Source organism: Pseudomonas sp. MF6767, assembly GCF_016405475.1.
Taxonomy (GTDB): Bacteria; Pseudomonadota; Gammaproteobacteria; order Pseudomonadales; family Pseudomonadaceae; genus Aquipseudomonas; species Aquipseudomonas paracarnis.
Genome location: NZ_JAEKCY010000022.1, coordinates 1 through 19706 on the forward strand (window position 1 = coordinate 1; position 19706 = coordinate 19706).

Annotated in this window: 18 protein-coding genes and 1 pseudogene; 11 read left to right on the forward strand and 8 right to left on the reverse strand. The window is 60.9% G+C overall.

Features of this window, described 5'->3' with window-relative positions; genetic code table 11:
• Positions 1-131: 131 nt before the first annotated feature.
• Positions 132-716 (reverse strand): annotated as a pseudogene (locus JFT58_RS25185) (LysR family transcriptional regulator); the annotation flags it as partial.
• Between the two features lie 94 nt (positions 717-810).
• On the opposite strand from JFT58_RS25185, the gene JFT58_RS25190 reads away from it, so the two are divergent.
• The 4 genes from JFT58_RS25190 to JFT58_RS25205 all read left to right on the forward strand — a co-directional run bounded on the left by JFT58_RS25190 (position 811) and on the right by JFT58_RS25205 (position 5704).
• Positions 811-1995: an MFS transporter gene (locus JFT58_RS25190; protein ID WP_054897361.1), complete on the forward strand. Its 1185-nt coding sequence runs from the start codon at positions 811-813 to the stop codon at positions 1993-1995.
• Positions 1996-2054: 59 nt separating this feature from the next.
• Entirely contained in the window at positions 2055-2537 is a 483-nt protein-coding gene (locus JFT58_RS25195; RefSeq protein WP_054897360.1) for a VOC family protein, read from the forward strand.
• Positions 2538-3164: 627 nt separating this feature from the next.
• Positions 3165-4541, forward strand: coding sequence for a pyridoxal-phosphate dependent enzyme (locus JFT58_RS25200; RefSeq protein ID WP_019817158.1), 1377 nt, complete (start codon positions 3165-3167; stop codon positions 4539-4541).
• Entirely contained in the window at positions 4538-5704 is a 1167-nt protein-coding gene (locus JFT58_RS25205; protein ID WP_054897359.1) for a cystathionine gamma-synthase, read from the forward strand. The genes JFT58_RS25200 and JFT58_RS25205 overlap by 4 nt, the downstream gene beginning before the upstream one ends.
• A gap of 123 nt (positions 5705-5827) precedes the next feature.
• Here the strand turns inward: JFT58_RS25205 and JFT58_RS25210 are convergent, their stop codons facing one another.
• Positions 5828-8026, reverse strand: coding sequence for an OsmC domain/YcaO domain-containing protein (locus JFT58_RS25210; protein WP_054897358.1), 2199 nt, complete (start codon positions 8024-8026; stop codon positions 5828-5830).
• A 164-nt stretch (positions 8027-8190) separates the two neighbouring features.
• On the opposite strand from JFT58_RS25210, the gene JFT58_RS25215 reads away from it, so the two are divergent.
• Positions 8191-8769 carry a cysteine hydrolase family protein gene (locus tag JFT58_RS25215; protein WP_034127585.1) on the forward strand — a complete coding sequence of 193 codons (579 nt, stop codon included), beginning with the start codon at positions 8191-8193 and terminating at the stop codon, positions 8767-8769.
• A gap of 109 nt (positions 8770-8878) precedes the next feature.
• Here JFT58_RS25215 and JFT58_RS25220 read toward each other — a convergent pair whose 3' ends face one another.
• From JFT58_RS25220 to JFT58_RS25230, 3 genes are read right to left on the reverse strand one after another with little or no spacing between them, the layout of a single operon-like run.
• Complete coding sequence (locus JFT58_RS25220) at positions 8879-9328, reverse strand: NUDIX hydrolase (RefSeq protein WP_054897357.1); 450 nt, start codon at positions 9326-9328, stop codon at positions 8879-8881.
• Positions 9321-10118, reverse strand: a complete 798-nt coding sequence (locus JFT58_RS25225; RefSeq protein WP_054897356.1) for a nucleotidyltransferase domain-containing protein — start codon at positions 10116-10118, stop codon at positions 9321-9323. The genes JFT58_RS25220 and JFT58_RS25225 overlap by 8 nt, the downstream gene beginning before the upstream one ends.
• On the reverse strand, positions 10115-10594 hold the full coding sequence (locus JFT58_RS25230; protein WP_054897355.1) for an AAA family ATPase: 480 nt from the start codon (positions 10592-10594) through the stop codon (positions 10115-10117). Before JFT58_RS25230 ends, JFT58_RS25225 begins: the two co-directional genes overlap by 4 nt.
• 223 nt (positions 10595-10817) lie before the next feature.
• Between JFT58_RS25230 and JFT58_RS25235 the strand changes: the two genes are divergently transcribed.
• The 3 genes from JFT58_RS25235 to JFT58_RS25245 all read left to right on the forward strand — a co-directional run bounded on the left by JFT58_RS25235 (position 10818) and on the right by JFT58_RS25245 (position 12944).
• Positions 10818-11141 carry a hypothetical protein gene (locus JFT58_RS25235; protein WP_054897354.1) on the forward strand — a complete coding sequence of 108 codons (324 nt, stop codon included), beginning with the start codon at positions 10818-10820 and terminating at the stop codon, positions 11139-11141.
• Positions 11142-11229: 88 nt separating this feature from the next.
• The gene (locus JFT58_RS25240; protein ID WP_054897353.1) at positions 11230-11655 is read left to right on the forward strand and encodes a DUF2231 domain-containing protein; all 426 of its coding nucleotides are present in this window, start codon (positions 11230-11232) and stop codon (positions 11653-11655) included.
• Entirely contained in the window at positions 11652-12944 is a 1293-nt protein-coding gene (locus tag JFT58_RS25245) for a PQQ-dependent sugar dehydrogenase (protein WP_014718638.1), read from the forward strand. The genes JFT58_RS25240 and JFT58_RS25245 overlap by 4 nt, the downstream gene beginning before the upstream one ends.
• A 30-nt stretch (positions 12945-12974) precedes the next feature.
• On the opposite strand, the gene JFT58_RS25250 is transcribed toward JFT58_RS25245, so the two are convergent.
• Complete coding sequence (locus JFT58_RS25250; protein ID WP_054897352.1) at positions 12975-13883, reverse strand: LysR substrate-binding domain-containing protein; 909 nt, start codon at positions 13881-13883, stop codon at positions 12975-12977.
• Positions 13884-13975: 92 nt separating this feature from the next.
• Here JFT58_RS25250 and JFT58_RS25255 point away from each other — a divergent pair, with 92 nt between their 5' ends.
• Together JFT58_RS25255 and JFT58_RS25260 are read left to right on the forward strand one after the other, a co-directional pair.
• Positions 13976-14959: a DMT family transporter gene (locus JFT58_RS25255; protein WP_054897351.1), complete on the forward strand. Its 984-nt coding sequence runs from the start codon at positions 13976-13978 to the stop codon at positions 14957-14959.
• The gene (locus tag JFT58_RS25260) at positions 14956-15801 is read left to right on the forward strand and encodes an alpha/beta fold hydrolase (protein WP_054897350.1); all 846 of its coding nucleotides are present in this window, start codon (positions 14956-14958) and stop codon (positions 15799-15801) included. The genes JFT58_RS25255 and JFT58_RS25260 overlap by 4 nt, the downstream gene beginning before the upstream one ends.
• Here JFT58_RS25260 and JFT58_RS25265 read toward each other — a convergent pair.
• Together JFT58_RS25265 and JFT58_RS25270 are read right to left on the reverse strand one after the other, a co-directional pair.
• On the reverse strand, positions 15788-17191 hold the full coding sequence (locus JFT58_RS25265; protein ID WP_054897349.1) for an MFS transporter: 1404 nt from the start codon (positions 17189-17191) through the stop codon (positions 15788-15790). The genes JFT58_RS25260 and JFT58_RS25265 overlap by 14 nt on opposite strands.
• A 143-nt stretch (positions 17192-17334) precedes the next feature.
• On the reverse strand, positions 17335-17865 hold the full coding sequence (locus JFT58_RS25270) for a GNAT family N-acetyltransferase (protein ID WP_054897348.1): 531 nt from the start codon (positions 17863-17865) through the stop codon (positions 17335-17337).
• Positions 17866-18170: 305 nt separating this feature from the next.
• Here JFT58_RS25270 and proP point away from each other — a divergent pair, with 305 nt between their 5' ends.
• Positions 18171-19673 carry a glycine betaine/L-proline transporter ProP gene (gene proP / locus JFT58_RS25275; RefSeq protein ID WP_014718644.1) on the forward strand — a complete coding sequence of 501 codons (1503 nt, stop codon included), beginning with the start codon at positions 18171-18173 and terminating at the stop codon, positions 19671-19673.
• Positions 19674-19706 lie beyond the last annotated feature (33 nt).

The window sequence follows — 19706 nt, forward strand, 5'->3', positions numbered from 1 at the left end:
ATCCCTTTTGCAGTATCGGTTAGTTATGCCTTACTCCTCTCTATCACCTTTCCTTATTGGCACTTTTTTCTTTTTTACTGATCCGCCGTCCACCGCCATCTACACTTGGTCGCTCGTCGGCAGCATCAGATGTGTAAGCGCAGGCAGTTGTGTTGCAGTAAATCCTGCGGCGTCACGGGGGTGCCATGCCGTGTCAGGTACTCCGGTGAAGCAACGATAACCTGCCCGGTAGAGCCGATAAGGCGAGCGGTCAGGGGGCTGTCGGCGAGGGGGCCGAAGCGGATGGCGACGTCGGCCTGGCCGCCGAGGATGTCCACTACTTCATCACCGAGCATCAGGTCGACGACGATGGCGGGATAGCGGGCGCTGAAGGCGGCGATCAGGGGGACGATGGTCATGCGGCCGTGGGCCAGTGCGGCGCTGACGCGCAGGCGTCCGCGTGGGGCGCCCTGGTCGGTGATGGCATCTTCGACTTCGGCCATGTCGGCGAGGATGCGTCGGGCGCCGCGCAGGTAGGCTTCGCCTTCGGCGGTGAAGGTGATGGCGCGGGTGGTGCGCAGTAGCAGACGGGTGCCGATGCGCTGTTCGGTGCGGGTGATGATGCGGCTGATGGCCGATGGGGTCAGCCCCAAGGCCCTGGCCGCACCCGACAGGCTGCCGTGCTCGGCGACCATAGTGAAGACTTCCATCTCTCCCGAGCGCCCGCCGATGTCCATTTGTGCCTCCTGCGCAAAGCTGTAGTTCCCAACCAAGGGCTACTGCTGCAAAAGGCAGGATTGTAGCATTTGGCTCACAGATGAGGAGTCACCCATGCGTATCAATCCCCCCCTTGTAGCATTGTCCGTCGGTGCCTTTGGCATCGGGGTCACAGAGTTTGCACCTATGGGCATGTTGCCCGGTATCGCCGCTGATCTTGATGTCTCCATTCCCGCTGCGGGGCTGTTGGTGAGCGCCTACGCCATGGGCGTGTTGATTGGCGCGCCGATCATGACCCTGGCGACGGCCAGGGTGCCCCGCCGTTATCTGCTGATAGGGCTGATGGCGATTTTTACCCTGGGTAATTTGCTGTCGGCGTTGGCCAGCAACTACCAGACGCTGATGATCGCCAGGCTGGTGACGTCGCTCAATCATGGGGCGTTCTTTGGGATTGGCTCGATTGTGGCCGCAAGCCTGGTGGCGCCCGAGAAGCGCGCGGGGGCCGTGGCGGCGATGTTCATGGGGCTGACCCTGGCGACCATTGGCGGCGTACCCCTGGCGACCTGGTTTGGCGAGAACTTTGGTTGGCGTACTGCGTTCTGGGGCATCAGTGGGCTTGGCGCGGTGGTCATGGCGGCGCTGTGGTGGGCCCTGCCCAATACTCCCGCGCCCAAGGGTGGCGGCCTGATGGCGGAAATCCGTGTGCTGGGGCGCGGGCCGGTGCTGGCCGCGCTGGCCCTGACCGTGGTGGGCTCGAGTGCGATGTTTACGGTATTCACCTACATCGCGCCGATTCTGCGCGATGTCACCCATGCCTCGACCAATTTCGTCACCGGGATGCTGGTGTTGTTCGGAATCGGGCTCACCCTGGGCAATGTGTGGGGTGGCAAGTCAGCGGACCGCTCAGTGGACCGCACTTTGATCATCTCGCTGGTGGTGTTGATTGCCGTGCTGTTGGCCTTTTCGGTGCTCATGCAATGGCCGTTGCCCGCGGCGTTGTCGATCCTGCTGTGGGGCGCTGCCAGCTTTGCCCTGGTGCCGCCGCTGCAGATGCGGGTGATGGAGGCCGCCAAAGACGCGCCTAACCTGGCTTCGGCGATGAACATCGGTGCGTTCAATTTTGGCAATGCGATTGGTGCGGCATTGGGAGGTGCAGTGATCAATGCCGGGCTCGGCTACCCGGCCATTTCCCTGGCAGGCGCACTGATGGCGGGCCTGGGCTTGCTGATGGTATTGGGGCTGAGCTGGCGTTCGCGGCGGGCCGACTCACGCGCTGGCCGGGAGGCGGTGCAAGCCTGAGTAGTGTTGCAGGTTGTTCGTCTAGACTTCATGCACCTTTCAACCCGAGGAGCCTTGCGATGAACAACAAAAATACGATCTGCCTCTGGTACAACGGCGATGCTCTGGAGGCAGCGACCTTCTACGCCAACACCTTCCCCGACAGCGAAGTAAAGGCCGTACACCGTGCGCCTGGCGACTACCCATCCGGCAAGCAGGGTGATGAGTTGACGGTTGAATTCACCGTACTGGGTATCCCCTGCGTGGGCCTCAATGGCGGCCCCCTGTTCAAGCACAGTGAAGCGTTTTCCTTTCAGGTGTCCACGGATAACCAGGAGGAAACCGACCGCTTTTGGCATGCCATCATCGACAACGATGGGCAGGCGAGCGCTTGCGGTTGGTGCAAGGACAAGTGGGGGCTGTCGTGGCAGATCTCGCCGCGGGTGTTGGTCGATGCAGTTACCAGTAAAGATCCTGCCGTCGCCAAGCGCGCATTTGAAGCGATGATGACCATGACCAAAATCGACATCGCTGCCATCGAAGCCGCCATTGCCGGAAACTGAACGGTGGGAGCGCTCGAGCCTTGGCGAGGCCGCGATGGCGGTGGGTCAGCCAGCGTAACAGCAGACAGCAACCACGATGCGAAGCGAGTCGCTCTTGATCTTAGGCGCCCCGTTAAACCGCGCTGGCGGATTACGGGCACACCGAGCCTAGGCGAGGTGCCGAGTGGTGGGGCAAGAGCGTTTTGCTTACTTTGGCCTGGGCCGGCATCCCGGCTTTTGCAAAGTGAGCCGCCGTCAGGGCGGAACCATCGGTGGCCGTTACCTTAATAATGGATATGTACTCGGTCAGATCCAATATCCCGGTCGGCTGGCAGACCGCCTTCGCAGGCAAGCCAGCTCCCACATTTGAATCGCGGCGCGTTAGTTAGATCGACGCCGGCTGTCAGGCCGTCACGGGAGCAAGCTCCCTCGCCACAGGTTCAGCGTCGCACCAAATTTGTGTAGATACCTATGACCATCGCAGGCAAGCCAGCTCCTACATCTGGATTGCGCGCCCTCCCCCATGCGGCAAAAAAAGTCATACAACGGACGCCCGGTTGCGACACCGTCAATACCGGCCTATGTTCCAAGCCATGCTGTTTTTTTGCTGTCCCCCGCCCTGCGCCCATCCCGTAACCAGGAGACGACATGCCCACCCCTTCACGCCCCGCTGTACTCGAACTGATCGGCAATACCCCGCTGGTCAAGGTCAGCCGCTTCGATACCGGCCCCTGCACGCTGTTTCTCAAGCTTGAATCGCAAAACCCCGGCGGTTCCATCAAGGACCGCATCGGCCTGGCAATGATCGACGCCGCTGAACGCGACGGTCGTTTGCGCCCTGGCGGTACCATCATTGAAGCCACCGCTGGCAATACCGGCCTGGGCCTGGCGCTGGTGGGCCGGGCCAAGGGTTACCGGGTGGTGTTGGTGGTGCCCGACAAGATGTCCACGGAAAAGGTGCTGCACCTGAAGGCCATGGGCGCCGAGGTGCATATCACCCGTTCCGATGTGGGCAAGGGCCACCCCGAGTATTACCAGGACGTGGCGGCACGTTTGGCCAAAGGTATTCCGGGCTCGTTCTTCGCCGACCAGTTCAATAACCCGGCCAACCCCTTGGCCCACGAGACCAGTACCGCGCCGGAGATTTGGGCGCAGACCCAGCACGATGTGGACGCGATTGTGGTGGGCGTCGGCTCGGCCGGCACCCTCACCGGCCTCACGCGTTTCTTCAAGCGCGTGCAACCCGAACTGGCCATGGTGCTGGCCGACCCGGTCGGTTCGGTAATGGCCGAATACAGCCGCAGCCGCACCCTGGAAACTCCCGGTTCCTGGGCCGTTGAAGGGATAGGCGAAGACTTCATCCCTTCGATTGCCGACCTGTCCAGCGTGCGCCACGCCTACTCCATCAGTGATGCAGACAGCTTCGACCACGCCCGCCAATTGCTCAAGGCCGAAGGCATACTCGGCGGCTCATCCACCGGCACACTGCTCGCCGCGGCCTTGCGCTACTGCCGCGAGCAAACCGAGCCCAAGCGCGTGGTCACCTTCGTCTGCGACACCGGTACGCGCTACCTGTCGAAGGTTTACAACGACCAGTGGATGAACGACGCCGGCCTGTTGCAGTACAAACACTACGGCGACCTGCGCGATCTGATCGCGCGCCGCTTCGAAGACGGCCGCGTGATCAGCGTAAGCCCCGACGACACCCTGCTCACCGCCTTCCAGCGCATGCGCCTGGCGGACGTGTCGCAACTGCCGGTGCTTGTCGATGGCCAGACCCTGGTGGGAGTGATCGACGAGTCCGACATCCTGCTGGGCCTGCACCACGACGCCGCAGATTTTTCCATGACCGTCGCCAGCGCCATGACCAACACCCTGCACACCCTGGCCCCCAACGCCAGCCTGGCCGAACTGCAGGCTGAACTGGATCGCGGCCTGGTCGCCATCATTGCCGACGCCGCAGGCTTTCATGGCCTGATCACCCGCGTCGACCTGCTTAACCACCTACGGAGATCCCTTGCATGAGCCAGCCCGATAAAAGCGCGTTTGCCACCCGTGTGATCCACGCCGGGCAGTCACCCGACCCGACCACGGGCGCGCTGATGCCGCCGATCTACGCCAACTCCACCTACCTGCAAGACAGCCCCGGCGTACACAAGGGTTTTGACTATGGCCGCTCCCATAACCCCACGCGTTTCGCCCTGGAACGCTGCGTGGCCGACCTTGAAGGCGGCAGCCAGGCATTTGCGTTTGCCTCGGGGCTGGCGGCGATCTCCACCGTGCTCGAACTGCTGGATGCTGGCGCGCATATCGTCTCGGGCAATGACCTGTACGGCGGCACTTTCCGGCTGTTCGACAAAGTGCGCCAGCGCAGTGCCGGGCACCGTTTCAGCTATGTCGACCTCAGCGACTTGTCGGCGTTTGAAGCGTCATTGCAGGACGACACGCGCATGGTCTGGGTCGAAACCCCAAGCAACCCGCTGCTGAGCCTGACCGACCTGCGCGCCGTGGCCCGCATCTGCCGTGCCCGCGGGATTATCTGCGTGGCCGACAATACCTTTGCCAGCCCCTGGATCCAGCGCCCGCTGGAGTTGGGCTTCGACATCGTGGTGCACTCCACCACCAAATACCTCAATGGGCATTCTGATGTGATCGGTGGTATCGCTGTTGTCGGTGATAACGCTGAATTGGCCGAACGCCTGGGCTTCCTGCAAAACTCCATCGGCGCCATCGCCGGGCCGTTCGATGCCTTCCTGACCCTGCGCGGGGTAAAAACCCTGGCGCTGCGCATGGAGCGCCATTGCAGCAATGCCCTGGACCTGGCCACCTGGCTGGAGCAACAGCCGCAAGTGTCACGGGTTCACTACCCGGGCCTCAAATCCCACCCACAGCACGACCTGGCGAAACAGCAGATGCGCGGCTTTGGCGGGATGATTTCAGTGGACTTGAACAGCGACTTGGCCGGCGCGACGCGCGTTCTGGAAAACGTGAAGATCTTCGCCCTGGCCGAGAGCCTGGGGGGCGTGGAAAGCCTGATCGAGCACCCGGCGATCATGACCCATGCCAGCATCCCGGCGGCGACGCGAGCGCAATTGGGGATTGGCGATGGGCTGGTGCGCTTGTCGGTGGGGGTTGAAGATGTGGAGGATTTGCGCGCCGATCTGGCGCAAGCCTTGGCCCACATCTAACTCAATTTGATCGTTCTTACGCTCCGCGTGGGAACGCATCCGGTGACGCTCTGCGTCACGCTTGGGGACGCAGAGCGTCCCTGACTGCATTCCCACGCGGAGCGTCGGAACGATCAGTGTGTATCAGCCTTGGGTGATGCTGGCCCGCGCCGCATGCAGCTTCTTGTAGCTGTCGATCAAGCGCAAATGCCGATCCAGGCCTTCCAGCTTCATGCTGGTCGGCGTCAGCCCATAAAAGCGCACACTGCCGTCAACCGAACCGATCACCGCGTCCATGCGCTCATTACCGAACATGCGCCGGAAGTTGGCCTCGTAGTCAGCCAGCTCGAGGTCATCATCCAGTTCCATCTCCAGCACCGCGTTCATCGCCTGGTAAAACAGGCCGCGCTCAACGGTGTTGTCGTTGTACTGCAGGAACATCTCTACGCATTCCTTAGCCTCTTCATACTGCTTCAGCGCCAGGAAGATCAGCAGTTTCAGCTCCAGGATGGTCAACTGGCCCCACGCGGTGTTGTCGTCGAACTCAATGCCAATCAACGTAGTGATATCGGTGTAGTCGTCCAGCTCACTTTCTATCAGGCGCTCGACCAACGCCTGCAGCTCCTCCTCGCTGAGGCGATGCAGGTTGAGGATGTCTTCGCGGAAAAACAGCGCCTTGTTGGTGTTGTCCCAGATCAGGTCATCCACCGGGTAGATTTCCGAGTAGTCCGGCACCAGGATGCGGCAGGCAGTAGCGCCCAGGTGCTCATACACCGCCATGTACGACTCTTTGCCCATGCCTTCGAGGATGCCGAACAGCGTGGCGGCTTCCTGGGCGTTGGAGTCTTCGCCCTGGCCGGAGAAGTCCCACTCGACAAATTCATAATCCGACTGGGCACTGAAGAAGCGCCACGACACTACGCCGCTGGAATCGATAAAGTGCTCGACGAAGTTGTTCGGCTCGGTGACCGCCTGGCCTTCGAAGGTCGGCTGCGGCAGGTCGTTCAAGCCTTCGAAGCTACGGCCTTGCAGCAGCTCGGTGAGGCTGCGTTCCAGCGCCACTTCCAGGCTGGGGTGCGCGCCGAACGAAGCGAACACGCCGCCGGTACGCGGGTTCATCAAGGTCACGCACATCACCGGGAATTCACCGCCCAGGGACGCATCCTTGACCAGCACCGGAAAGCCCTGGGCTTCCAGGCCTTCGATACCCGCCAGGATGCCCGGGTACTTGGCCAGCACTTCGGCGGGGACGTCCGGCAGCGCAAATTCGCCTTCGATGATTTCGCGCTTCACCGCCCGCTCGAAAATCTCCGACAGGCACTGTACCTGGGCTTCGGCCAAGGTATTGCCGGCGCTCATGCCGTTGCTCAGGTAGAGGTTTTCGATCAGGTTGGACGGAAAATACACCACCTCGCCATCGGACTGACGCACGAACGGCAGGGAGACAATGCCACGGGCTTCGTTGCCGGAGTTGGTGTCGAACAGGTGTGAACCGCGCAGCTCGCCCTCGCGGTTGTAGACTTTCAGGCAGTAGGCATCGAGGATTTCACTCGGCAGCTCATCGTTGGGGCCCGGCTGGAACCAACGCTCGTCCGGGTAATGCACGAACGGCGCGTTGGCCAGATCCTCACCCCAGAACTGGTCGTTGTAAAAGAAGTTGCAGTTCAGACGCTCGATGAACTCACCCAGCGCCGACGCCAGCGCGCCCTCTTTGGTCGCGCCTTTGCCGTTGGTAAAGCACATCGGCGAATGGGCGTCGCGGATATGCAGCGACCACACGTTGGGCACGATATTGCGCCACGAGGCAATCTCGATCTTCATGCCCAGGCCCGCGAGAATCGCCGACATGTTGGCGATGGTCTGCTCCAGCGGCAGGTCCTTGCCGGCAATGTAGGTGCCTGCTGCGGACGTGGAGTTGGGCATCAACAGCGCCTGGGCATCGGCGTCGAGGTTCTCGACTTCCTCAATCACGAATTCCGGCCCGGCCTGCACCACTTTCTTCACGGTGCAGCGGTCGATGGAACGCAGGATGCCTTGGCGGTCCTTGTCGGAGATATCTGCGGGCAATTCGACCTGGATCTTGAAAATCTGGTTGTAGCGGTTTTCCGGGTCGACGATGTTGTTCTGCGACAGGCGAATATTCTCGGTGGGAATATTGCGCGTCTGGCAGTACAACTTCACAAAGTACGCCGCACACAACGCCGACGAAGCCAGGAAGTAGTCGAATGGCCCCGGTGCCGAACCATCGCCCTTGTAGCGGATGGGCTGGTCGGCAATGACCGTGAAGTCATCGAACTTGGCTTCAAGCCGAAGGTTGTCGAGAAAGTTGACCTTAATTTCCATGCGGGCACACCAGAATAACGAGCTAAACAAATTGGCCGCCATTATGAAGCGTTTCGCCGGGAAGTCTCAGGGTTTTGCGTATGGGCTGCTGATCGGTGCTAACGTCCACCCTGTGGGAGCGCGTTGCTCCAGTTAGATAATGTTCACCACCGCCAGGACAGGCCATGGAACCGATAGCGACGAACGCCGCACTGTTGATCATCGATATGCAAAAAGGCATGGCCGATCCCACACTAGGCCGCCGCAACAACCCAGACGCTGAGCAGCACATACAGCAATTGCTCAATGCCTGGCGCCAGGCGCAACGCCCGATCATTCATGTGCGGCATATCTCCCGCTCTGGCGCTTCGGTGTTCCGGCCAGGCCAGCCCGGCTGTGAGTTCCAGGATGCGCTGCACCCTCTGGCCCATGAGCATGTGGTGGAAAAAAACGTACCGGATGCATTCAGCGCCACGGGCCTGGAGCGCTGGCTGCACCTGCGCTCGATCCAGCAGTTGGTGATCGTCGGGGTCATCACCAACAATTCAGTGGAATCCACCGCACGCTCGGGCGGCAACCTGGGGTTCGACGTGATCGTGGCGGCGGATGCGTGTTTTACCTTCGATCAAACCGACTTGTCGGGACGGCTGTGGGCCGCAGAGGATGTGCATGCGTTGTCGCTCAGTAACTTGGCGATGGACTATGCAAGGGTGTTCAATACCGGGGAAATATTAGATCCATGTAACCCGCGATGCGCTTTTTGATGCAATGCTGCACCTGTGGCGAGGGAGCTTGCTCCCGTGACAGCCCTAAAGCCGCCGCTTACCTAAATGTCGCCCCGATTCGCCTGCCCCCATCGTTCATGGAAAACGGCTAAAACACCCCGGCATCCTCCAGCATTTGCGGCAACGCCTGCGGCCATACCGTATCGCTCGTCGCGAGCAGCGCCTCTGCCGACCACCAATGATGATCCGCCATCACCTGGGTCTCCTCTACTGTCCATTCGGCCCTGGAAAGCGCGTCGCTGGATGCATGCACAACGAAGTACCGCTCTACTGCCAACACGGTTTCACCGCTGGGTAACATCAACGGGAAACTACGCTCTGCCACGGATTCCCCAACGCTGCTGAAGGTGATACCCGTCTCTTCGCGCAACTCACGAATCGCAGCGCTGTGGAAGCTCTCCCCTGCCTCCACGCCACCGCCGGGCGTGGCCCAGTAATCCTGGCCGGCCAGGGCGCCGTCTTTATGCACGAAGCGAAACAGCAACACTTGCTGTGCAGGGTTGATGACCAGTAATCGTGCGGCTTTGCGTTCACGCATCTGATTGATTCCTTTCTATAAGAGCCGAAACCATCCAACTCAAAAATGCCCGTAGGCGTGTCGTAAATGCCTCGCCCTCGGCGCTCGGGTTGCGTGCCTCAAACAGGAAGTAGGCGATTTGCACGCGCATGGTCGGGTAATGCTGAACGAACAGCCCGACGTAGTCTTCCAGGGTTTGCGGCCAGGTTTGCGCATCCTCGGCTCGCAGGGTGTGGGTAGCGCGGATCAAGGCCCGCGATGCTTCCCGCTGCAGGTCAAGCCGTGTGCGTTCAGTACTGGCCTGTTCGATGCGCAACAGGTACGCCGTGAGCGCCTGTTCAAAATCGCCGTTGACCGCCAGGGCGATGGCACGGGACGGGCGAAACGGTTCGACGTGCAGTGACAGGTCTTCGCCCCAGAGACAGCGGCAATGATGTTTGAGCCAGAAGCCCCAACTGTTTAGGTTTTCAGGCGCCAACACTTGGGCGCGGTGGCCGATGTCGAAGTCGATCTTGGTGACGCTCGGATGCCGTTGCTCCAAAGCGAGTCGGGCCGACTCCAATTGTTCAAGCACCGGCGCATTCGGTGGTTCGACCAGTATCAGTGAAAGGTCAAGATCAGAAATGCCGATCTCACCTTCGCCCCGTGCGATGCTGCCATACAGGTAGATCGCGTGCAGCCCCAGCTCAGGCCGGGACAAGGTAGCGCAGATGTCCGTCAGCAGGGGCTGGAACTCGGGTTGTATAGGCCCATCAGCGACGGTAAGGATATAGCCGTCGGCATCGATGCCTGCAGGTTTTTGGGTAGTCACGGGCGATGTATCTCAATCACCAACCCTTCCTCTTCCCTCGGCACACTGAAATGGCGAGTGATCAGGTCAAACTCGGCATCAGTGGCGGCAAAATCATGGTCACCTCGGGCATTGCGCGCATGCAGGCGCGCACGACAGGTGGCATCGTCCAGATCCAGGTAATGCAGGCAGTGCGGCACCTTGGCTGCCTGGGCCAGGCCGAGTAACCATTGACGATTGGCGAGGGTATTGGCCGGAAAATCCAGCACCACATTGACGCCGCACGCCAACAGATCGATCACCAGCGGCTCAAGTACTCCACGAACCTGCTGGGCACAGCGCAGGTAGTCGGCAATGCTCTGGATCTGACCAGGGTAGAGACTGGCCAGCCACTGGTCTTCGCTGAGCACAATGGCTGCGTGCTCGGTGGCAAGGGTCTTGGCGAGTGTGGTCTTGCCGGAGGCGATCTTGCCGCATAACAGGTGCAGGGTTGGCATAAAACGATTCCTTGGAGGAGCCCAACAGGATGAGTCATGCAGGCATTATCGTAAACACATCCAGTTGAATCCTCGTTCCCGAGCGAGGTCACCTATCAGGAGACGACAACGCAAATGGAGGTGGTGATGAACCTTGCAATGACACTCTTCAGTCTGTTTGCCGGTTGGATGGCGATTGTGATTTCGATGCTATGGGGTGTGCTGCGAGTGCTGCGCTGGCACCATGCTTAGCACCCCGGACGGTCGCTACTTTGTGGTCAAGGGGCAGCTGTGGCGCTGTACCAATCCGGCGCTGGATGACGCGACGCGCCAATACTGGGTCAATGAATTGATGGATGCACGCCGGGCGGTCAAGTCAGCCAAGGGCAGCGCCGACCCCGAAGCCTTGAACGCCGCCCGGCAACGGGTGCAGCGTGCCAAGGTGGCATTGGGCGAGCGTGGCCCTGTGTGGTGGGGCGATGGCAGCCCGGATTACAACCGCCGCCAGGTCAAAAATACGCCCTATTGGGCATGGTTCGAGAAACACCTCGACACGCCATCCCAGTGAACTTTCTTACAAGTGCCATGCTCCTTTCCTATGCGAAGTCAGCGCGCCCTGAGCCCAGGGTGCAGAACGATAAGGAGCCGCCACCAACATGACTACCCTCTCCACTTACCCCGTCGTCAGGCCTGGGCCGTTGCATGGCACATTGCTTGCCGGCACCGTGCCGTTGTTTCTCGGGGCCTTGCTCAGTGATATCGCCTACGGCCAGACCTACCAGATCCAATGGGCCAATTTTGCCTCCTGGCTGATCGCCGGGGCGCTGGTGTTCTGTGGTTTTGCCCTGCTGTTTGCACTGGTCAACCTGCTGCGCGCCGAACACAAGGGCGGGCGCCCGGTGGCGTACTTCCTGCTGTTGCTGGGCACATGGGTGCTGGGGCTGGTGAACGCCTTTCAACATGCCAAGGATGCCTACGCCATGATGCCTGCTGGCCTGGTGCTGTCGGCGATCATCACCGTGCTGGCGATTGTCGCCACCTGGATCGGCTTGACCAACCTGCGTTCAGGAGCTGCCCGATGAAACCACTCAACACACTGACCCTGCTCAGCGCCGCCCTGTTGCTGAGTGCCTGTGGCGGCGAAGGTGACAAGACCCAGGCGCGCGGCCCTGACCCCAAGCTGCCCGAACAACAAAGCAGCCTGTTGCCGAGCATGAAGATTGCCGAGCCCACGCCGTGGGGCGATCAAAAGCCCAAGGTACCCGAAGGCTACAGCGTCACCGCCATCGCCACCGACCTTGCGATCCCGCGCCAGACCCTGGTGCTGCCCAACGGCGATATCCTGGTGGCCGAAGGCCGTGGCGGCAGTGCGGCCAAGCTCAAGCCCAAGGACGTGATCGCCAGTGTGATCAAGGCCCAGGGCAACACCAAGGTCAAGGGCGGCAACCGCATTACGCTGCTGCGTGACGCCGACGGTGACGGCACCTATGAACTCAAGACGGTATTCGCCGACAACCTCAACGCTCCCTACGGGCTGGCATTCGCCGACGGCAAACTGTACGTGGCCAACCAGGACGCACTGGTGCGCTTTGACTACGCCGACGGCCAGACCAAGGCCAGCGCCCCGCCCGTCAAAGTCACCGACCTGCCGGCGCAGATCAACCATCACTGGACCAAGTCATTGGCCGTCAGTGACGACGGGCGTCAGCTGTACGTGGGCATCGGTTCCAACAGCAACATCACCGAACGCGGCATGGAAGTGGAGATCGACCGCGCAATGGTCTGGCAGATCGATGCCGCCACCGGCGCGCATAAGCCCTACGCTACGGGCCTGCGCAATCCGACGGCGCTGACCATCCAACCGGGCTCAGGGCAACTGTGGACCGTGGTCAACGAGCGCGATGAACTCGGCCCCGACCTGGTGCCAGACTACCTGACGTCGGTGCGTGAAGGTGCCTTCTACGGCTGGCCCTACAGCTACTGGGGCCAGAACGTCGACCCTCGCGCACAACCGCAAAACCCGGCCAAGGTGGCTGCGGCGATCAAACCCGATTACAGCCTGGGCTCCCATGTGGCCGCGCTGGGCGTGGATTTCTCCATCCCTGCCATGGGTGAAAAATTCGCTGACGGCGCGTTTGTCGGCGAGCACGGCAGTTGGAACCGTGACAACCCAGTGGGCTACAAGGTGATCTTCGTGCCGTTCAGCAACGGCAAACCGGCGGGCGAGCCCATCGACTTTGCCACCGGCTTTCGCGGCGACGATGGCAAGACCCGTGGGCGTCCAGTGGGGGTGACGGTAGACCCCAAAGGCGCGCTGATCATTGCCGACGACCTGGCCAATACGATTTGGCGCGTCACGCGTAACCAATAACCGCAGATGACAGGGGCTGCGACGCCCCTGTCAGCCGTCACTCTGCAATTGTGCGTCAAGCCAGGCCAACAACGCCGTGACCTCCTCCCGACTGCCCGCCCCTTGCTGCCTGTAGACCGAAATAGCCTCGGGCAAAAACACGCTTTCTGCGCAGGGCCGCACCAGCGCCCCACTCTCAATCAGCCGGCTTGCGGTACGACGCCAACCCATGGCGATACCGTGCCCTTCCACGGCGGCTTGCAACATCAGCGGGTAACTGTCGAAGGTGGCACTGCGTGCATCCCTGGCCAGCGTGTGGCCGAACATCTGCAGCCACTCATCCCACTCCATCAAATGCGGAGGCTCGGAGCTGTGGTGCAGAAATGTGCAGGGCTTTAATTCAGCCAGTGATAACGGTTGTTCCGGGCAGAGGTAGCTGGGGCTGCACACCGGGAACACCTCGTCGGAGGCGGTGAACATCAGCGTATGGCTGCCACTGGCGCGCCGGGTACTTTGCAGGGCCACATCGAAATGCCCGTCGAACTGGGTGATCGGCCGCGTGCAGGTCACCACCTGGATCTCGATCTGCGGGTATTGCTGGTGGAAGGTCGCCAGGCGCGGCATCAACCAATAGAACGCCTCGCATAGCTGGCATAGCAGTACCACGCGATTTCGCTGGGGCGATGTTCTCAGGCTGACCGCGCCCTCGCTGATGCTGTGCAAGGCCAGGCTGACCACCCGCCCCAGCTCACGCCCTTCTTGCGTCAGGAACACCCCACGGTTGCGCCGACAAAACAGCTTGACCCCCAGGTTGTCCTCCAGCCCGCGGATCTGCCGACTGACCGCTGCCTGGGTGAGGTGCAATTCATCGGCCGCCTTGGAGAAACTCTCCATGCGCGCCGCCGCTTCAAACGGCAGGAGGCTGGCCAGAGGCGGTAAGGTTTTGCCAAGTGCATTCATAATCTGTGGTTATGCATCCAAGGCTGAAAACTCGTTTGTAGCACAGCCGCAGCGCTGGGCACCATGAATCCCTCACTTCATGGATCAGCCTCATGACCAGCGCCCGCACCTCACTCTTTACCGGTGTGATATTTGCCGTTGTCGCCACCCTTGGCTGGGCGCTGAACTTCATTGCGCCCTACGTCACCGGCGTCTACAGCCTCTACGACTTGATGGCCGTACGGTTTCTGATGGCCGGTGGGCTGGGTCTCGTCTGGATCATGGTGTGCAGGGCGCAATTGAGTGTACTCAGCACCGGCCAGTGCGTACTGGCGGCAGCACTGGGCGCACTGGGTTGCCTCGGTTATGGCGTGTGCATTGCTGCCGGCGTGATGTTCGGCGGCCCGGTGCTGACGCCAGCGTTTGTCGGCATGGTCCCGGTGCTACTGGCGTTGATAGGCAACGCCAGTCACAAGACCCTGCAATGGCGCCAGTTGGTGATGCCGTTGTCCTGCCTCACCATGGGGCTGTTGCTGGCCACGGTCAGCAGCCTCCAACTGCCCGCCTCCGGCACCGGTTCCTGGCTGGCGGCTTTGTGCTTCTCCCTGGGCGCAGTGGCCTTGTGGCTGGGGTTCAGCGTCATCAATCAACAGCAACTGGCGCGCCTGCCAGCCAGCGCAACCGGTCTGTGGACTGCCCTGATGCTGGTAGGCGCAGGCGGCGCGGCGCTGTGCCTGCTGCCATGGCTATACGCGCTGGGCTTGTTCCGGTTGCCGACCCTTGGCGCGGCTTGGAGCCAGGCATGGCCGCTGTATGCCTGGAGCCTGGGCATCGCGGTGATGTCCACGGCGGTCGGCGCCTGGGCCTGGAATGCGGCAACGCGGCGCCTGCCCATGGTACTGAGCGGTCAGTTGATTGCCCTGGAATCACTCTTCGCCAGCCTGCTCGGTCTAGGCTTTCACCGGCGCTGGCCGACGCCAATGGAAGCCGTGGGCCTGGCTGCCGTGCTCGTCGGCGTGGTCATGGCGGTTCGTATCCTCCTGGCGCAGGCAAAACCCGCCACAACCCATCAGACCTTAGGGGAGACTCAACCATGACCCATTCAAACGACGCACTGGCACTGCCCCACACCTTTGACTTCCACAATCAAACCGTGCGCTGGGGCCAGCTGGGTACCCAGGGGCCGGCGCTGGTGATGGTGCATGGCACGCCGTTCTCCTCCCATGTGTGGCGGCGTATCGCGCCCTTGTTTGCCCAGCAGTACCGCGTGTTCTATTACGACCTGCTTGGCTATGGCCAGTCTGAACAGGCGCCGGGCCAGGACGTGTCCCTGGGCGTGCAAAACCTGTTGCTCGCCGCACTGCTACACCATTGGGGCCTGGAACGCCCCCATGTGCTGGCCCATGATTTTGGCGGTGCCACGGCGCTTCGTGCGCATCTGCTCGATGGCTGCGACTATGCCAGCCTGACCTTGATCGACCCCGTCGCCATGGCGCCCTGGGGTTCGCCGCTGGTGCAGCATGTGCGCCGCCATGAACAGGCCTTCAGCGACGCGCCGGCCTATATCCATGAGGCGATTGTGCGTGCCTATCTACAGGGCGCCGCCTTCACGCCGCTACCTGCCGAGGTGCTGCTCGCCTACGTCACACCCTGGACAGGTGAGATTGGCCAGCCCGCCTTCTATCGCCAGATTGCGCAAATGGACCAGCGCTATACCGACCAGATTGAAGACCGGCTCACCGGGCTGCGTTGCCCGGTGCAATTGCTCTGGGGAGAGGAGGACCAATGGATCAACGTGGCACAAGGCGACGCGCTCGCAGATAGATTAGGTGCACGCTACCTGCGCGTCCCGCGTGCGGGGCATCTGGTGCAAGAGGACGCGCCCGAGGTCATCGTCGCTGCCTTGATGACCTTTCTAGCTAGCGTCACAGATCAGTGATTTCCTTGTGGCGCGGCACCAGCGTCTTCATCACGCTCCAGGCCACCAGGTAAGCCAGGGCGCAGATGGCAAACATGATCATGTAGCCGGTATGGATGTCGTTGATGGACTTGTAATAGTCGAACACCCAGCCACCGATCTTGGTCATGAGCACGCCACCCAGGCCACCGGCCATGCCGCCAATGCCGACCACCGAGGCCACGGTTTTCTGCGGGAACATATCGGACACGGTGGTGAAAATGTTGCATGACCACGCCTGGTGTGCCGAAGCGCCCACACCGATCAGCAGCACCGGCACCCAGAAGCTGAGGTAACCCAACGGCTGCGCCAGCAACACCACCAGCGGGAACAGCGCAATCACCAGCATGGCTTTCATGCGCCCGTCATAGGGGGCATCGCCGCGCGCCATGAAGTAGCTGGGGAACCAGCCGCCGCCAATACTGCCGACCATGGTCATGCTGTACAGCACCGCCAGCGGCATCACGATATCGGCGCCTTTCATGCCGTATTGGGCAGACAGGTAGGTGGGCAACCAGAACAGGAAAAACCACCACACGCCGTCGGTCATGAACTTGCCGAAGGCAAACGCCCAGGTCTGGCGGTAGGTCAATAGTTTGAACCAGGAGACTTTCTTCCCTGCGGTGCCCGTCGGTGCCGGGGTAAATGGTTGTACGGTCTGGTCGCTACGGATGTAGGCCAGTTCCTCAGGTGACAGGCGTTTTTGCTGTTCCGGTTTTTCATACACGGCGGCCCACACGGCAACCCAGACAAAACCCAGCATACCGATGACCATAAACGCCGCCTCCCAGCCCCACATGCCAGCAATCAAGGGGACACAGATGGGCGCCAGAATCGCGCCGACGTTGGCGCCGGAATTGAAGATGCCGGTGGCCAGGGAGCGTTCTTTCTTGGGGAAATATTCGGCAGTGGCCTTGATCGCGATCGGGAAGTTACCCGCTTCGCCAATCGCCAATACCGCTCGTGAGAGCATGAAACCGGCAATGGACACCGGGATTACGGCCAGGCCAATGGCACCACTGACCGCCGCGATGCCCTCGCCCATCGGCACCGAAAACGCATGCATGATCGCGCCAGTGGACCAGATGCCAATGGCTACCACATAGGCGGCCTTGGTGCCGATCCTGTCGACGAAGCGCCCGGCAAACAGCATGGAAATGGCGTAGACAAACTGGAACACCGCCGCGATGTTGGCGTAATCGGTGTTGCTCCAGCCAAACTGCGTTGACAGTTGCGGTGCCAAGAGGCTGAGCACCTGGCGGTCGAGGTAATTGACCGTGGTCGCGAAAAACAACATCGCGCAGATCGTCCAGCGATAGCTGCCGACCGCCTGGCCGACACGAAGGGCACTGATGGGCTCGTTCAGATTCATGGCATCACTTTTTATTTTTGTTAGGTAGGACATATGTAACGTCATATGTCGTCGTACAACTGCTGGTTTTATAGCGAGACGCCCGCGCAGTGTCAATCGCAAAGATTGCCGCTTATCCAGGAATTACGTGAATTCGAAAAATGTCAGTGCTGTGCAGTTGTAGGACGACAAACCCTGAGCACTAGGCTGGGCGCTTGACCGGGGACATCATCCAGCAGGCCAAAGCGTTGCATGCCGAGCTTCTCCAATACGCGGATCGACGCAGCATGATCGGGCCGCACTAACCCGAAGACTTCCGGTAGCGATAGCGTGTCGAACGCGAGCGCCAGGGCGTCACGACCCAGCTCAGTGGCATACCCCTGCCCCCAGGCCTCCACGGCCAGACGATAGCCAAGGTTGATGCGCCGCTGCGTCAGGTAATTAAGGGGCGCGATGCCGCCAAACCCGATGATGTGGTCGGGGGTCTCTTTGCGGGCAATCGCCCACCAGCCGTAGCCCTGGGAAGCCCATTGCTCCAGCCAGTGATCCAAAAGCCGTTGTGCCGCCCTCAGGTTGGGCAGCGGGCCGGCAGGATTGAACAGGTTGGTCTGTGGATCGCCGAAGATCGCGAACAATCGCTGAACGTCTGCGGGTCGTGGTTGGCGGTAGGTAAGGCGTGAATGACTGCTTGGCATTTAAATGACTTCCCTGTTTTGCCTGACTGACAATGCCTCCCCTTGTGGGAGCGGGCTTGCCCGCGAAAGCGGAGTGCCAGTCACTGAATCTTTAACTGAACCACCGCTTTCGCAGGCAAGCCAGCTCCCACATTTGATCTGTTTTGCCGGTAGCTATGCATCGGCCTTCAGAACCAGGCATTTTTACCCATGCGAGAAAAAATACACAAAGCGGTGAATTATTTCGTGTCCACTTGTATCTGAACTGACAGAGCGGTGCCATCGTAGCGATGGCACCTCCCCTGTTCAGCTTTTGAGTGGCCCGCATGAAACTACGTAAAAAACGCGTCAAACCCATCGGATTGAAAGACATCACCATTGTCGACGACAACAAGATGCGCAAGGCGATCACCGCCGCCGCACTTGGCAATGCCATGGAATGGTTCGACTTTGGCGTCTATGGCTTTGTCGCCTATGTGCTGGGCAAGGTGTTCTTCCCCGACGCTTCCCCCAGCGTGCAGATGATCGCAGCACTGGCTACCTTCTCCGTACCTTTCCTGATTCGCCCGCTGGGCGGCCTGTTCTTCGGCGCACTGGGCGATAAGTACGGGCGGCAAAAAGTCCTGGCCGCCACCATCGTGATCATGTCCTTGAGCACCTTTGCCATCGGCTTGATCCCCGGCTATGCCTCCATTGGCATCTGGGCCCCGATCCTGTTGCTGCTGTGCAAAATGGCCCAGGGTTTCTCGGTGGGCGGCGAGTACACCGGCGCGTCGATTTTCGTGGCTGAATACGCGCCCGACCGCAAGCGCGGTTTCCTTGGCAGTTGGCTGGACTTCGGCTCCATCGCCGGTTTCGTGCTCGGCGCGGGTGTGGTGGTGTTGATCTCCACCGTGCTCGGTGAAGCCGAATTCGAGGCCTGGGGCTGGCGCCTGCCGTTCTTCCTCGCCCTGCCCCTGGGCATCATCGGCCTGTACCTGCGCCACGCGCTGGAAGAAACCCCGGCGTTTCAACAGCATGTCGACAAACTCGAACAGGGTGACCGCGAAGGCCTGAGCCACGGCCCTAAAGTCTCGTTCAAGGAAATCGCCACCAAGCACTGGCGCAGCCTGCTGACCTGCATCGGTATCGTCGCTGCCACCAACGTGACCTACTACATGCTGCTCACCTACATGCCGAGCTATCTGTCCCACAACCTGCACTATGCCGAAAACAGCGGCGTGCTGATCATCATCGCGATTATGGTCGGTATGTTGTTCGTGCAGCCGTTCATTGGTTTTGTCAGCGACAAGATCGGCCGCAAGCCCTTCATCATCGCCGGCAGCATTGGCCTGCTGTTCCTGTCGATCCCGGCCTTCATGCTGATCACCAGTGGCAAGACCGGCCTGATTTTCGGCGGCCTGTTGATTCTGGCGGTGGTGCTGAACTTCTTTATCGGCGTGATGGCGTCGACCTTGCCAGCAATGTTCCCCACCCATCTGCGCTACAGCGCCCTGGCCAGTGCGTTCAACGTCTCGGTACTGATCGCCGGTGTTACGCCGACCGCCGTGGCCTGGCTGGTGGAGAGCACCAACGACCTGTACATGCCCGCCTATTACCTGATGGTGTTTGCAGTGGTAGGCCTGATCACTGGCCTGACCATGAAGGAAACCGCCAACAAGCCCCTGCGTGGCGCGGCCCCGGCGGCTTCCGACATGGAAGAAGCCAAGGAGCTGCTGCAGGAGCATCACGACAATATCGAGCAGAAAATCGAAGACATCGATGCCGAGATTGCCGCGCTGCAAACCAAGCGGGAAAACCTGGTACAGCAACACCCGCGCATCAACTAATAACCTGACTGTGCGTGGTCGCGGCCTGCGACC